The following is a 12,397-nucleotide window of genomic DNA, read 5'->3' as shown; positions in this document are numbered from 1 at the left end:
AAAAAGAGTATATTGTGCGCTACCGGCTGCGCTGCACAGTGCGACCGGCGAGAAGACATCAGCGTTCCGATTCTTGTGTTGCATTGCAGGAGGCGTGTTGTGAAGGTCTTGAAGCTGTCGGCCCAAGGGCTGCCGCAGTCGTGGATATCGCTGGAGCAGGCGGTCACCCATTACGCCGCGGGCGAGGTGCGCTGGGAGATCGGCGCGCAGGTCGCGCTGTTTCGCGGTGGCCATAACGCCATCACCGGCGAGCAGTCACAGATCGCGGTGAGCAGCATCATCGGTACGCGTGGCGTGCCGAACATCAACCCCTTCGACCTCTACCCCAGCCTCACCAACGCCAAGCTGTTCGCACGCGACCGCAACGTGTGCGCTTACTGCGGAGGGCATTTCCAGGAACAGGACCTGACCCGCGAGCACATCGTGCCGTTTGCCAGGAACGGCGTGGACCACTGGATGAACGTGGTCACCTCGTGCCGCCCCTGCAACCACCGCAAGGGCCCGCGTACGCCCGAGCAGGCGCATATGCCGCTGCTGTACACGCCTTACGTACCCAGCCTGTGGGAAGACTTCATCCTGCGCAACCGGCGCATCCTGGCCGACCAGATGGAGTTCCTCATGGCCCACGTGCCCAAGTCGTCGCGGCTGTTGAGCTGACGTTGGCGGGTAAGAAAAAACGCGGCCAAGGCCGCGTTTTTTGATGAGGCCGGCTGGGCTTTCTTAAGCAGCCGCCTTGCGGGCCTTGACCAGGAAGCCTTGCACAGGCTCGCCGCCTTCGTAGCGCAGCGTCAGGTCTTCGATCTCCACCGATTCAAAGCCCGCTTGGCGGCACAGTGCCTGCACATGGCTGCGCTTGTGGGCATAGCGGCCATTGGACTGCAGCACGAGGTCGGTACCTTCTTCCGGGGCGGCTTCGCAGGAGAAGTAAAAGTCCCCGGCCGGCAGCAGAATGCGGTGCGCGTTGGGAATGGTTTCCTCCAGCTCGCCGGTGTAAATGAAGACGTCCAGTGCCGTGATTACCTCATAGATGTCGCCCGGCGTCTCGCGCAGCGCATCCAGCAGGTTGACGGTGTGAAACCGGTCGTACACGCGGTGGCGATGGGCCTGCTCGATCATCTTGGTGGAAACATCCACGCCGATCAGGAATCCGTCGATGCGGCCCAGGCACACACCCAGCAGCCCCGTGCCGCAGCCCAGGTCCAGCACATTCAGGTGCTTATCGGGGTAGCGGGCCAGGATCTTGTCGGCCACGATTTTCGGCAACTGGTACCGCAGACCGCGTACCGTGTGCTGGTCGTAGACCTCGGCCAGGCCATCAAACAGATGGCGGTTCAACTCGACAGGCTGGTGCGGCGGGGTAACGCCATGGGCCAGCGCGCTGTAATAGGCATACACGGAATCGCCGGGCGCCAACTCAAGCAACGTGGTGGTATCGGCCGCGGCCTGGGCGGGCTTGCCTGCCGCCAGCAGGGTCTTCACGCGGCCCAGCAGCGCCTGTTGGTCCTTGGGATCCTGCGCGATCAAGCTGTTCCATACATCCAGTGCTTCGGCGTGTTGCCCCAGGCCTTCCAGGTCGGCGGCCAGGAGGCGGCGCAACTGCACGTCGCCCGGCACCAGCTCCAGACCGCGGCGCAGATGGCGCACGGCCATTTCAGCGTGGCCCGCACGGTGCGCAATGTCCACCACCCCGGCCAGCACCAACAGGTTCTTGGGCTCCAGCTTGGCCACCTTCTCGGCCGTCTCCACGGCTTCCTGGAACTGGTTCTGTCGCGCCAGCAGCAGCGCCAGCTCCAGCAGGCCCGGGCCCCATGTGGGTGCCAGGGCGACGCTCTTGCGCAGGGCTTCGAAGGCGCCCTTGACGTTGCCTGCCTTCTCCGCCATCAGGCCGGCCAGCATGAAGACGCGCGCGTCGTTGGGCGACTTCTTCTGGGCCTTGTTCAGGGTCTCGGCAGCCTGGCGGAGTTCACCTTTGGCGATCTGGGTGCGGGCGGTCTCGAGGTACTGGCGGATGGGGTCAGCGTGGGGGGCAGTGGCGCTCATGGCAAAAAGGTGCTGCGCGTTAGGGCGCTAAACGGAAAACCCGTCATTATCCGGGAAGCGTGGAACCCGTCAGCGGCGGAGCGTAAAGCGCGTTTCGCCGACGCGAATGCGGCCGCCTGCACGTCTGCGCAGTGCAGGTGGGCCATTCGCTGTGCGGCTTCCTAGTTCAAGCCAAAAACTGCGCGCCAGGCACTGGATTCGGCGGCGGTGTCCAGAAAGGCAGCGATCTTCGTGCCGTGCAAGGCACGCGTTCGTAGAGCGCTCTGCGCGCAAGCAGAGCATCTGCACACAGCAGCATCCCCGCAAGCGCTAAGCCAGCGGAGATGCTTCCGAGAAGCGCTGCTTGGGGCCCTTAGGCAAACACCCCCGCCGTGTCCTGCATGCGCGCGCCCACCTCGCCCAGGTGGTGCAGCGTGTCGCCCCACGACATCTCCAGCTGCGTGAGCGTCTTGAAGTAGTGGCTGATGATGTACTCGTCCGTCACGCCGATGCCGCCGTGCAACTGCACCGCCTGCTGGCCGACGAAGCGCATGGACTGGCCCAGTTGCACCTTGGCGCGGGCCAGGGCGCGGCGGCGCTCGCCGGCTTCCTCGCCCAGCTTCAGGCTGGCGTAGTAGCTCATGGAGCGCGCCAGTTCCAGCTGCATCTTCATGTCGGCGATGCGGTGGCGCAGCGCCTGGAAGCTGGCGATGGGCACGCCGAACTGCTTGCGCTGGTTCATGTAGTCGGCGGTGATGGCCAGGGTCTGCTCCATGGCGCCCACGGCGTAGGCGCAGGCGGCGGCAATGCCGGTGTCCACGGCCAGCTCCAGCGCGGCCAGGCCGTCGGCGGTGGCCAGCGTGGCGGGGGCCTGGGTCAGCGACAGTTCGGCGGCGCGGCTGCCGTCCTGCGTGAGGTAGCCGCGCGTGGCCACGCCGGCGGCGCTGCGTTCCACCAGGAACAGCGCGATGCGGCCATCGAGCTGTGCGGGCACGAGGAAGGCGTCCGCCTGGTCGCCCGCCGGAACTACGCTTTTGATAGCTGTGAGCGCATATCCACCGGGCGCTGCAGCCGCTTTTGCCTCGCAAACATCGAGGCGGTAGCGGGCCTTGCGCTCCTGGTGGGCCAGCACCACCAGGGCTTCGCCGCTGGCGATGCGCGGCAGCCAGGCGGACTGCATGTTGTCGTCGGCGCATTCGCTAAGCACGCGGGCCGCAATGAACGCATGCGCCAGCGGTTCCATCACGATGCCGCGGCCCAGCTCTTCCATGGCCACCATGGCATCCACGGCGCCCTGGCCCAAGCCGCTGTGGGCCTCGGGCACGGTGAGGGCCGTGAGGCCCAGCTCGGCCAACTCGTTGTAAGCGGCGCGGTCAAATCCACCTGCGGCCACGATGGCGCGGCGGCGCTCGAAACCGTAACCCTTGTCCACCCAGCGGCGTACGGCGTCGCGCAGTTGCTGCTGGTCGTCGGAGAAGTTGAAATCCATGGTCTTGTCTCCTTAACCCAGCACGGTCTGAGCGACGATATTGCGTTGCACTTCATTGCTGCCGCCGTAGATGGTGGTCTTGCGCAGGTTGAAGTAGGTGGAGGCGAGCGGGGCGTTGGCGGCCACGCCGCCAGGGAAGTCGCCCTGCCAGCCGGCCTCCATGGCTTCCTCGATGAAGGGCAGGGCGAACGGGCCGGCAGCCAGCATCATCAGCTCTGCATAGCGCTGCTGGATCTCGCTGCCGCGGATCTTCAGCAGGCCGGCGATGTCCAGCGGGTTCTTGCCGCTCTTTTCCATCGACAGCACGCGCAGCACCAGCATCTCCAGTGCGACGATGTCCACCTCCAGCAGCGCGATCTGGTCGCGAAAGCGCATGTCGTCCCACACGCCCTCGGCCTTGGCGATGCGCTTCAAGCGCTCGAGCTCGCGCTTGGCGCGGTTCACGTCGGCGATGTTGGTGCGCTCATGGCTGAGCAGGTGCTTGGCGTAGGTCCAGCCCTTGTTCTCCTCGCCGATGAGCTGGTCGGCAGGCACCTCGACGTTGTCGAAGAACACCTCGTTGACCTCGCACTCGCCGTCCAGCAGCTTGATGGGCCGCACGGTGACGCCGGGCGACTTCATGTCCAGCAGCAGGAAGCTGATGCCCGTCTGCGGCTTGCCTTCCGTGCTGGTGCGCACCAGGTTGAACATCCAGTCGCCGTACTGGCCGAGCGTGGTCCAGGTCTTCTGGCCGTTGACGATGTACTTGTCGCCCACGCGCTCGGCGCGGGTCTTGAGGCTGGCCAGGTCCGAGCCCGAGCCCGGCTCGCTGTAGCCCTGGCTCCACCACACCTCGCCGCTGGCGATGCCGGGCAGGAAGCGTTGCTGCTGCTCCTTGCTGCCAAAGGCCATGATCACCGGCGCCACCATCACCGGCCCGAAGGGCACGATGCGCGGCGCGCCGGCGAGGGCGCATTCCTCTTCGAACAAGTGCTTTTGCACGGCGTTCCAGCCGGGTCCGCCGAACTCCCGGGGCCAGCCGTAGCCCAGCCAGCCCTTGGCGCCGAGGATCTTGGCCCAGCGCTGCATGTCGTCCTTGGACAGGCGCAGGGCGTTGTGCACCTTGTGTGCGATGTCCTGGGGCAGGTGGGTGCGCACCCAGGCGCGAATTTCCTCGCGGAATGCCTGCTCTTCGGGGGTGAATGCAAGGTCCATATGCTGTCTCCTGTGAAGCCGCCGTTGTAGCACGGGCGTGCTTTTCAACCCTGTCCGAACCGTGACAGGGGCGGGGTCTTGGCGAGGTCAGTGCTCGGCCACGCCCAGTTGCTCGCACAGGCGCTGCACCGTGGCGCGCAGCGTGGCGACTTCTTCCTCCAGGGCCTGTACGCGCGGGGCCAGTGCGCCGTCTTCCTCATTGCGCGTGGCGGGCAGGCTGGCTGTCTGCACGAGGCTGGCATCCACAGGGCCGCACAGCAGGTGAGCCCAGCGCGGCTCGCGCGCGCCCGGTGCGCGCGGCAGCAGCGTGACCAGCGGCCCGCCCTTGTCATCGGAGCGCGACTGCAGCTCGTCCAGGAAGGCCTCGACCGAGGAGATATCGGCAAACCGGTGCCAGCGCTCGGCGTTGATGCGCAGCTCGCCCGCGGTTTGCGGGCCGCGCAGCATCAGCAGGCCGAGCAGCGCGGCGGACTGGTCGGGCACGCCCACGCCGCGGGTGAAGTTGTGCTCCCAGCGCGCCACGCGCGCGCCGCCGATCTCCAGCACCAGCGTCTGCTGGCGCAGCTCATCCAGCGCCTGCTGCACCTCGCTCTCGGTGAGTTGCATGACCGGATCGCGGCTGCTCTTTTGGTTGCAGCCGGCCAGCAGGCTGTTGAGGGTGAGGGGATAGCTGTCGGGCACGGTGCGGGACTTTTCCAGCAGCGTGGCAAGCACGCGCGCTTGCGGCGCGGTCAGGGGGCGGGTGCGGGCGTCAAAGGGCATGGGCAGGGGATAATTTCCGGCAAATGAAGAACATCGTGATTTTGATCTCCGGCGGCGGCTCCAACATGGTGGCCATCGTGCGCACCGCGCAGCAGCAGGACTGGGCGGGCCGCCACGGCGTCCGTGTGGCCGCAGTGCTGAGCAACAAGGCCGATGCCAAGGGCCTGGCGCTGGCGCGCGAGCAGGGCATTGCCACCCAGGTGCTGGACCACAAGGCCTATCCCTCGCGCGAGGCGTTCGACACCGCGCTGGCCCAGGCCATCGACGCTTACGAGCCGTCCCTGGTGGTGCTTGCTGGCTTCATGCGCATTCTCACCCCGGGGTTCGTGGACCACTTCGCGGGCCGGCTGGTCAACATCCACCCCTCGCTGCTGCCGGCCTTCACGGGCCTGCACACGCACCAGCGCGCCATCGACGCCGGATGCAGGTTCGCCGGCTGCACGGTGCACGAGGTCACGGCAGAACTGGACGTGGGCCCCATCCTGGACCAGGCGGTGGTGCCCGTGCTGCCGGGCGACACGGCCGACGCGCTGGCCGCCCGCGTGCTCACGCAGGAACACCTGATCTATCCACGCGCCGTACTGGCGCATTTGCTTGCAAATTGATAGCTGTTAGCGCTGATGGGGCGTGCGCTGGAGCATGATTTGAATGCAATCTGCCCGGGCGGCACGCTCACAGCGTGCGCGCCACCTGCGCGCCGCCGCCATCCTGCAGCAACGCGCGCGTCTGCCGTGTCTGCGCGGTGTCGGTCGGGTGCACCACCACCGCCCAGCGGCCCTGCTCCAGGGCTTCGCGCACCTCGGCGATCAGCCCCACGTGGTCGGGGCGCATGGTGACGAGGCCGCCGGCCAACAGGCCGAAGGTGGTGCAAAAGCCCACCACGGCGATGAAGGCCAGCAGTGGGCTGCTGACGATCAGCGGGGTGCCCGAGCGCAGCAGCCACGCGTACAGCAGCAGGCCGACCACGCCGCCCGCGAAACCGGTCACCACGTGGGCGCGGATCATCGTGCGGAAGATACCGCGCTGCTCCGGCTCCAGCGTGCGGCCGAAGTGCTCGGCATGGTCTTCCCGCGCATCCTCCGGCCCCAGCATGCGCACCTGGCCGGGCGCCATACCGGGCAGGCTTTGCAGCCGCGCCACCATCGCCTGCGCGTCGGCGCGGTCGTTGAACACGGCGGCCACCTTGGTCAGCGACCGCTCGCCAAACATTCCCTGCAGCAGATAGTCCATGGAAGGCTCCTTTCCGCGGCGCACGGGGCTCGCCTGCGCACGCCGCCGCTTGTCGTCCTGACTACACCGTAGTGCCCGCCTTTGGGCACCGGCGTAGGACAAGGGAGGGCAGGGGTGCCGGGCCGCGCGCGCAGCCAGTAGGTGGTGTTTGCTATTGAAAGAGGAGCTGCTGCCGCTTGATGGACAAGCGCAAGGGCCGTATTTGTCTTCAATCCTCGGGTGTGCCCGCGCACGCGGCGAAGCGCGGCTGCTCGCGGCCATCGACCACCACCGTCCCGTTGAACATGGCGGCCGGGCGCACCCACAGACCCTGCTCGCCGTACAGCGCGCGGTACAGGGTCATGGGCTCCAGCGTCTCGCTGTGGCGTACCGTGCCGAGCACCTCGTACAGCCCGCCTTTGTAGTGGCGATAGCGGCCGGGGGGTGTGCAAACCAGGGGTGGCAGTTCATCGTTCATGGATAGCATTCGCGGTGGAAAAAATACGCATCACAACGGGAGGGCGGTTGATGGAGAAGGCGGACTTCATACACATGGTGCGCATGAGCGAGATGGCCAGCGCCGACGACAGCCGTGCCTACCGCCGCGGCGTGGCCGCCTTTGCGGCGCTGGGCTACGCCTGGGTGCTGGGCTGCCTGGCGCTGGCCGTGGGCATGCTGGTGTGGGTGGTGCCCCAACTCCTCCACGGCAAGTTCCGCTTCGCCTGGGTATGGATTGTGATGGCCGCGTGCGGCCTGTTATGGCTGAGCCTGCGTGCGCTGTGGGTGCCGCGCAGCCCGCCCCAGGGCGTACAGATCACCGCGCGTGAGGCGCCGGCGCTGTTCGATGCGCTGGAGCGCATCCGCCGCAAGATCAAGGGGCCGCCCATCCACGAGGTGTATCTGGACGACGACTTCAACGCCAGCATCCGCCAGGAGGCACGCTGGGGCATGCTGGGCGGTGCGCGCAATCAGCTCACCGTCGGTCTGCCGCTGCTCATGGCGCTGGACAAAAAGCGCCTGCTGGCGGTGCTGGCCCACGAGTACGGCCACCTGCGTGGCGACCACGGGCGCTTTGCGGCCTGGATCTACCGCACCCGCCTGAGCTGGCACCGCCTGCACGAGGGCATGCAGGACGATGCCGGCCCCACGGCCGTGGCCACGCGGGCGTTTCTGGACTGGTACTGGCCGCGCTTTGCCGCCAAGACCTTCGCCCTGGCCCGCCAGGACGAATACGAGGCCGACCGCATCGCCGCGCGCCTGCTGGGCCAGGATGAGGTGGCCGCCGCGCTCACCGAGGTCGAGATCAAGGGCGCCTGGCTGGGCGAGCAGTTCTGGCGCCAGCACTGGCAGGGCGCGCTGTCCCAACCGCTGCCCGCCGGGCCCTACGGCGCCCTGAAGCGCCTGCTGGCACTGCCGCCGGAGCCGGCCTTCGCCCAGATGGCGCTGCGCGAAGCGGTACGGCGCCTGAGCGGCGTGGACGACACCCATCCCGTGCTGCGCGACCGGGTGGAGGCGCTCACAGGTGGGCGCCCCACGCTGCCGCCGTGGTCGCAGCGCGGGGCGCTGTCGCTGCTGGGGGCGCAGGCGCGCGGCTGGATGGCGCACTTCGATGACCAGTGGTGCAAGGCCAACGCCACGGTGTGGAAGCAGCACCACGCCCGCCTGCAGCGGGCGCAGGAGCGCGTGCGCACCCTGCAGTCCACCCAGGCCGGCAACAGCGCCACCGAGACCGTGGAGCTGGCGCGGTTGATGCGCCGGCTGGACCCGCAGGCCGCCGTGCAGCCGCTGTACGAGCGCGTGCTGGCGCGCGAACCCGCCCATGTGGGCGCGCTGCTCGGGCTGGCCGACAGTCTGCCGCCACAGGACGCCGCGGCGCGCCTGCGCTGTTGCGAGGCATTGTGGGACGGCAGTCCCACCCATCGCTGGGGTGCGGCCCGGGGCGCGGTGCAGGCGCTGGAGCAGCGTACCGAGGCCGGTGGGGACTATGACGCCGAGGCCCTCAAGCGCTGGCGCGAGCGCGTGCGCCAGGCGGAGGAGGTGGAGGATGCCGCCCTGGAGGAGCTGTACGACACGCCCTTCTTCCAGCGCGTGACGCGCCACGATCTGAGCGCGTTCGAGCTCGGCGAGCTGCAGGCCGAATTGGCCCTGCACCGCGCGGTGGCGCGCGCCTGGCTGGTGTGCAAGCAACTGCGCGCCATGCCCCAGCGGCGCACCTACCTGCTGTTCGTGCAATTGCGCGGTCTGGATGCGCAGGCGCGCTTTGCCCTGTGCCGCCGTCTGGAGAGCGAGCTGGAACTGCCGGGACAGCTGCTGGTGCTCGCGGCCGGTGACACGGCGGCGCTGGAGGACATCGAGCGCCAGGCGTTTGAGCCCGTGCACGCCGGGCCCGGAGGGGCTTGAGGCGGCGGCGGATGATGCGGGCGCGAGATGGGACAATCACGCCATGCATCCCAAAGCCCTTGTGGACGCCTGCGCGGAACTCGTCAGGCTGGTCCTTACTTTTGAACACCCGGCCGACGCCGTGGTCTCGCGCTACTTCCGCGAGCACCGCGGCCTGGGCCCGCGTGAGCGCGCCACGCTGGCCGAAACCGTCTACAACGTCCTGCGCAAGAAGCTGTTGTTCGAGCAGCTCGCGCGCTCGGGCGCGGGCCCCAAGGAGCGGCGCCTGGCCATCCTGGGCTTTCACGGCCCGCGCGACTTCGTCAAGAGCGCGCTGACAGAGCAGGAAAAGTCCTGGCTGGACCAGTGCGACGCCGTGCGTCCTGAAGACCTGCTGGCGCCGCACCGCCACAACCTGCCCGAATGGCTGGTGGCGCCGCTCAAGGAGCAGCTGGGCGAGAGCGGCTTCTGGGCCCTGGCCGACAGCCTGGCGCAGCCGGCGCCATTGGACCTGCGCGTCAATGCCTTGAAGGAAAAACGCGACCAGGTGCAGAAGGAGCTTGCGCAAGCAGCTATCAAATCGGTAGTGACACCTTACTCTCCCTGGGGACTGCGCATCGCCGGCAAGCCTGCGCTCACCAAGCTGGACGCGTTCACGCGCGGCGCCATCGAGGTGCAGGACGAGGGCTCGCAGTTGCTCGCGCTGCTGCTGGACGCCAAGCGCGGCGAGATGGTGGTGGACTTCTGCGCCGGTGCCGGCGGCAAGACGCTGGCCATCGGCGCGGCCATGCGCAGCACGGGGCGGCTGTACGCCTTCGACGTGTCGGCCCACCGGCTGGAGGCGCTCAAGCCCCGCCTGGCGCGCTCGGGCCTGTCCAACGTGCACCCCGCGGCCATCGCCCACGAGCGCGACGAGCGCGTCAAACGCCTGGCCGGCAAGATCGACCGCGTGCTGGTGGACGCCCCCTGTTCGGGCCTGGGCACGCTGCGCCGCAACCCCGACCTGAAGTGGCGCCAATCGCCCGAGGCGCTGCGGGAGCTGGCCGGCAAGCAGACCGCCATCCTGGAAAGCGCGGCGCGCCTGGTCAAACCTGGCGGGCGGCTGGTCTATGCCACGTGCAGTGTGCTGCCGCAGGAAAACGAGGCCATCGCCGAAGCCTTCGGCGCGGCGCATGCCGATTTCGAGCCGCAGGACGCCGGCGCGCTGCTCACGCAGCTGAAGGTGCCCGATGCCGCACGCCTGTGCCATGGCGGCGCCAGCGGTACTGGATATCTGCGGCTGTGGCCTCATCTGCACCAGACGGACGGTTTCTTCGCTGCCGTCTGGACCCGGCGCGCGTAACTTTCCTACGCGCTGGCACGCAACGCGAAGCCATCCTGGCGGCCGGGCATGTTCCGGTCCGCGGGGACGGCGCCCGACAATGGGGAACGCCGCCGGCTGTGCGGCGGTATTGGATAGTGGATCGAGGTTTGTATGTTGTTTGATGGCGCCGCGTGGAATACCGCGCTCGACTGGCTGGCGCATGGCGTGTGGGACCTGGCCTGGTGGCAGATCGTGCTCTACACCCTGGCCACCACCCACATCACGATCGCGGCGGTGACGATCTTCCTGCACCGCTCGCAGGCGCACCGTGCGCTGGACCTGGGGCCTGTGCCTGCGCATTTCTTCCGCTTCTGGCTGTGGCTGGGCACGGGCATGGTCACCAAGGAATGGGTGGCCATCCACCGCAAGCACCACGCCAAGTGCGAGACGCCCGACGACCCCCACAGCCCGCAGACGCGCGGCCTGCGCACCGTGATGTGGCGCGGGGCCGAGCTGTACCGTGCCGAGGCGGCCAACGCCGAGACGCTGAAGAAGTTCGGCCATGGCACGCCGGACGACTGGATGGAGCGCAACGTCTACAGCCGCTTCACCTGGCAGGGCGTGGGGCTGATGCTGGTCATCAACCTGGTGCTGTTCGGCGCCGTGGGCGCCGCCGTGTGGGCCGTGCAGATGGCGTGGATCCCGTTCTGGGCCGCGGGCGTGGTCAACGGCGTGGGCCACTATTGGGGTTACCGCAACTTCGAGGCGCAGGACGCCTCCACCAACCTCGTGCCCTGGGGCCTTGTGATCGGCGGTGAAGAACTGCACAACAACCACCACACCTATCCGACGGCCGCGAAGTTCTCGGTCAAGCCGTACGAGTTCGACGTGGGGTGGCTCTACATCAGCGCGTTGCAGCGCCTGGGCTGGGCCAAGGTCAAGAAGGTGCCGCCCAAGCTGCGCCTGGGTGCCGTGAAGCCGGTGGCCGACGAAAAGACGCTGGAGGCGCTCATCGCCAACCGCTACGAGGTCATGGCTGGCTATGCACGCGGCGTGCGCCAGGCCTGCAAGGACGAGATCGCTGCCCTCAAGGCGCGCAAGGCCGACGTGTCGGCCCTCAAGCGCGCCAAGCGCTGGCTGCACCGCGACGCCGAGAAGGTCCCTGCGCAGGCCCAGCCGACGCTGGCCGAAGTGCGTGCGGCGCACCCCGTACTCGACAAGATGGTCACCATGCGCGAGGAGCTGCGCCAGCTCTGGCTCAACACCTCGCAGTCGCGCGATCAGCTGACCGCAGACCTGCAAGCCTGGTGCCAGCGGGCCGAGGCCAGCGGCATCGCGGCGCTCAAGGAGTTTTCGCTGAAGCTGCGCGCGGCCCACGCCTGAGCGACGCGGCGGCTGGCTCTTCTGACCGCAGTACCGCGGCGACCCGAAAGGGTGCCGCGGTTTTTTATGCCCACGCTGGACATGAAAAAAGCCGCCGGGCGCAACGCCGGGCGGCTTTTTGACAGGAGCCGGGCCGAATTACTTCAGCTTGGCTTCCTTGTACTCGACGTGCTTGCGAGCCTTGGGGTCGAACTTGATGATCGACATCTTCTCAGGCATCGTCTTCTTGTTCTTGGTGGTGGTGTAGAAGTGACCGGTTTCGGCCGTGGACACCAGCTTGATCTTTTCGCGTCCGCCTTTGGAAGCCATGGTTGTTCTCCTTGAGGAAATTAGGCTTGGCCACGGGCACGCATGTCTGCGAGCACGGAGTCGATACCGTTCTTGTCGATCAGGCGCAGAGCGGCGCTGGACACGCGCAGGCGCACCCAACGGTTCTCGCTTTCCACCCAGAAACGGCGGTACTGCAGGTTGGGCAGGAAACGGCGCTTGGTCTTGTTGTTGGCGTGGGAGACGTTGTTTCCCACCATGGGCTTCTTGCCCGTTACTTCACATACGCGTGCCATCAGGACACTCCGATAGTTGCAACGGCTGCCGGCGCTGAAGTCCCGCGAGAGCAGGAGCGTGCCGGTCAGCCTCACCTCGCCAGTTTGAACGGGTGG

13 protein-coding genes are annotated in these 12,397 nt (G+C 67.6%); 5 read left to right on the top strand and 8 right to left on the bottom strand.

Translation table 11 applies throughout. From position 1 onward, the window contains the following. The first annotated feature begins 99 nt into the window (after positions 1 to 99). Positions 100 to 657 carry an HNH endonuclease gene (locus I3K84_RS07375; protein WP_196995811.1) on the top strand — a complete coding sequence of 186 codons (558 nt, stop codon included), beginning with the start codon at positions 100 to 102 and terminating at the stop codon, positions 655 to 657. Between the two features lie 63 nt (positions 658 to 720). On the opposite strand, the gene I3K84_RS07370 is transcribed toward I3K84_RS07375, so the two are convergent. The 4 genes from I3K84_RS07370 to I3K84_RS07355 all read right to left on the bottom strand — a co-directional run bounded on the left by I3K84_RS07370 (position 721) and on the right by I3K84_RS07355 (position 5,464). Then, a complete protein-coding gene (locus I3K84_RS07370) occupies positions 721 to 2,040 on the bottom strand; it encodes a tetratricopeptide repeat protein (protein ID WP_196995810.1) in 1,320 nt (439 codons plus the stop codon). A gap of 352 nt (positions 2,041 to 2,392) precedes the next feature. Beyond that, entirely contained in the window at positions 2,393 to 3,508 is a 1,116-nt protein-coding gene (locus tag I3K84_RS07365; protein ID WP_196995809.1) for an acyl-CoA dehydrogenase family protein, read from the bottom strand. Between the two features lie 12 nt (positions 3,509 to 3,520). Continuing rightward, positions 3,521 to 4,702 carry an acyl-CoA dehydrogenase family protein gene (locus I3K84_RS07360; RefSeq protein WP_135149639.1) on the bottom strand — a complete coding sequence of 394 codons (1,182 nt, stop codon included), beginning with the start codon at positions 4,700 to 4,702 and terminating at the stop codon, positions 3,521 to 3,523. Between the two features lie 87 nt (positions 4,703 to 4,789). Beyond that, positions 4,790 to 5,464, bottom strand: a complete 675-nt coding sequence (locus I3K84_RS07355; protein WP_196995808.1) for a YceH family protein — start codon at positions 5,462 to 5,464, stop codon at positions 4,790 to 4,792. A 23-nt stretch (positions 5,465 to 5,487) separates the two neighbouring features. On the opposite strand from I3K84_RS07355, the gene purN reads away from it, so the two are divergent. Beyond that, positions 5,488 to 6,069 carry a phosphoribosylglycinamide formyltransferase gene (purN, locus tag I3K84_RS07350; RefSeq protein ID WP_196995807.1) on the top strand — a complete coding sequence of 194 codons (582 nt, stop codon included), beginning with the start codon at positions 5,488 to 5,490 and terminating at the stop codon, positions 6,067 to 6,069. 67 nt (positions 6,070 to 6,136) lie between these two features. Here purN and I3K84_RS07345 read toward each other — a convergent pair whose 3' ends face one another. Beyond that, positions 6,137 to 6,694 (bottom strand): hypothetical protein, encoded by a 558-nt coding sequence (locus tag I3K84_RS07345; protein ID WP_196995806.1) that lies wholly within the window; start codon positions 6,692 to 6,694, stop codon positions 6,137 to 6,139. 208 nt (positions 6,695 to 6,902) lie between these two features. Next, positions 6,903 to 7,151 carry a DUF1653 domain-containing protein gene (locus I3K84_RS07340; RefSeq protein WP_041836404.1) on the bottom strand — a complete coding sequence of 83 codons (249 nt, stop codon included), beginning with the start codon at positions 7,149 to 7,151 and terminating at the stop codon, positions 6,903 to 6,905. 50 nt (positions 7,152 to 7,201) lie between these two features. On the opposite strand from I3K84_RS07340, the gene I3K84_RS07335 reads away from it, so the two are divergent. From I3K84_RS07335 to I3K84_RS07325, 3 genes are all read left to right on the top strand, one after another. Continuing rightward, entirely contained in the window at positions 7,202 to 9,073 is a 1,872-nt protein-coding gene (locus tag I3K84_RS07335; protein WP_196995805.1) for a M48 family metallopeptidase, read from the top strand. A 43-nt stretch (positions 9,074 to 9,116) separates the two neighbouring features. Further along, positions 9,117 to 10,394 (top strand): RsmB/NOP family class I SAM-dependent RNA methyltransferase, encoded by a 1,278-nt coding sequence (locus I3K84_RS07330; RefSeq protein WP_015914051.1) that lies wholly within the window; start codon positions 9,117 to 9,119, stop codon positions 10,392 to 10,394. Between the two features lie 132 nt (positions 10,395 to 10,526). Continuing rightward, positions 10,527 to 11,738: a fatty acid desaturase gene (locus I3K84_RS07325; protein ID WP_011806496.1), complete on the top strand. Its 1,212-nt coding sequence runs from the start codon at positions 10,527 to 10,529 to the stop codon at positions 11,736 to 11,738. 138 nt (positions 11,739 to 11,876) lie between these two features. Here the strand turns inward: I3K84_RS07325 and rpmG are convergent, their stop codons facing one another. Together rpmG and rpmB are read right to left on the bottom strand one after the other, a co-directional pair. Next, positions 11,877 to 12,047 (bottom strand): 50S ribosomal protein L33, encoded by a 171-nt coding sequence (rpmG, locus tag I3K84_RS07320; RefSeq protein ID WP_011806495.1) that lies wholly within the window; start codon positions 12,045 to 12,047, stop codon positions 11,877 to 11,879. A gap of 20 nt (positions 12,048 to 12,067) precedes the next feature. Next, positions 12,068 to 12,301, bottom strand: coding sequence for a 50S ribosomal protein L28 (gene rpmB / locus I3K84_RS07315; RefSeq protein ID WP_003058229.1), 234 nt, complete (start codon positions 12,299 to 12,301; stop codon positions 12,068 to 12,070). Positions 12,302 to 12,397: the final 96 nt, after the last annotated feature.

It is taken from the genome of Diaphorobacter sp. JS3051, assembly GCF_015832135.1.
Taxonomy (GTDB): domain Bacteria; phylum Pseudomonadota; class Gammaproteobacteria; order Burkholderiales; family Burkholderiaceae_C; genus Diaphorobacter; species Diaphorobacter nitroreducens.
The sequence above is the reverse complement of the archived record's forward strand: the minus strand, read 5'-3'. Positions and strand labels throughout refer to the sequence as shown.

Excerpts from the sequence above, each read along its gene's own strand:
- I3K84_RS07370 (WP_196995810.1), bottom strand. The coding sequence starts at position 2,040 with ATGAGCGCCACTGCCCCCCACGCTGACCCCATCCGCCAGTACCTCGAG.
- I3K84_RS07365 (WP_196995809.1), bottom strand. The coding sequence starts at position 3,508 with ATGGATTTCAACTTCTCCGACGACCAGCAGCAACTGCGCGACGCCGTA.
- I3K84_RS07360 (WP_135149639.1), bottom strand. The coding sequence starts at position 4,702 with ATGGACCTTGCATTCACCCCCGAAGAGCAGGCATTCCGCGAGGAAATT.
- I3K84_RS07355 (WP_196995808.1), bottom strand. The coding sequence starts at position 5,464 with ATGCCCTTTGACGCCCGCACCCGCCCCCTGACCGCGCCGCAAGCGCGC.
- purN (WP_196995807.1), top strand. The coding sequence starts at position 5,488 with ATGAAGAACATCGTGATTTTGATCTCCGGCGGCGGCTCCAACATGGTG.
- I3K84_RS07345 (WP_196995806.1), bottom strand. The coding sequence starts at position 6,694 with ATGGACTATCTGCTGCAGGGAATGTTTGGCGAGCGGTCGCTGACCAAG.
- I3K84_RS07340 (WP_041836404.1), bottom strand. The coding sequence starts at position 7,151 with ATGAACGATGAACTGCCACCCCTGGTTTGCACACCCCCCGGCCGCTAT.
- I3K84_RS07335 (WP_196995805.1), top strand. The coding sequence starts at position 7,202 with ATGGAGAAGGCGGACTTCATACACATGGTGCGCATGAGCGAGATGGCC.
- I3K84_RS07330 (WP_015914051.1), top strand. The coding sequence starts at position 9,117 with ATGCATCCCAAAGCCCTTGTGGACGCCTGCGCGGAACTCGTCAGGCTG.
- I3K84_RS07325 (WP_011806496.1), top strand. The coding sequence starts at position 10,527 with ATGTTGTTTGATGGCGCCGCGTGGAATACCGCGCTCGACTGGCTGGCG.
- rpmG (WP_011806495.1), bottom strand. The coding sequence starts at position 12,047 with ATGGCTTCCAAAGGCGGACGCGAAAAGATCAAGCTGGTGTCCACGGCC.
- rpmB (WP_003058229.1), bottom strand. The coding sequence starts at position 12,301 with ATGGCACGCGTATGTGAAGTAACGGGCAAGAAGCCCATGGTGGGAAAC.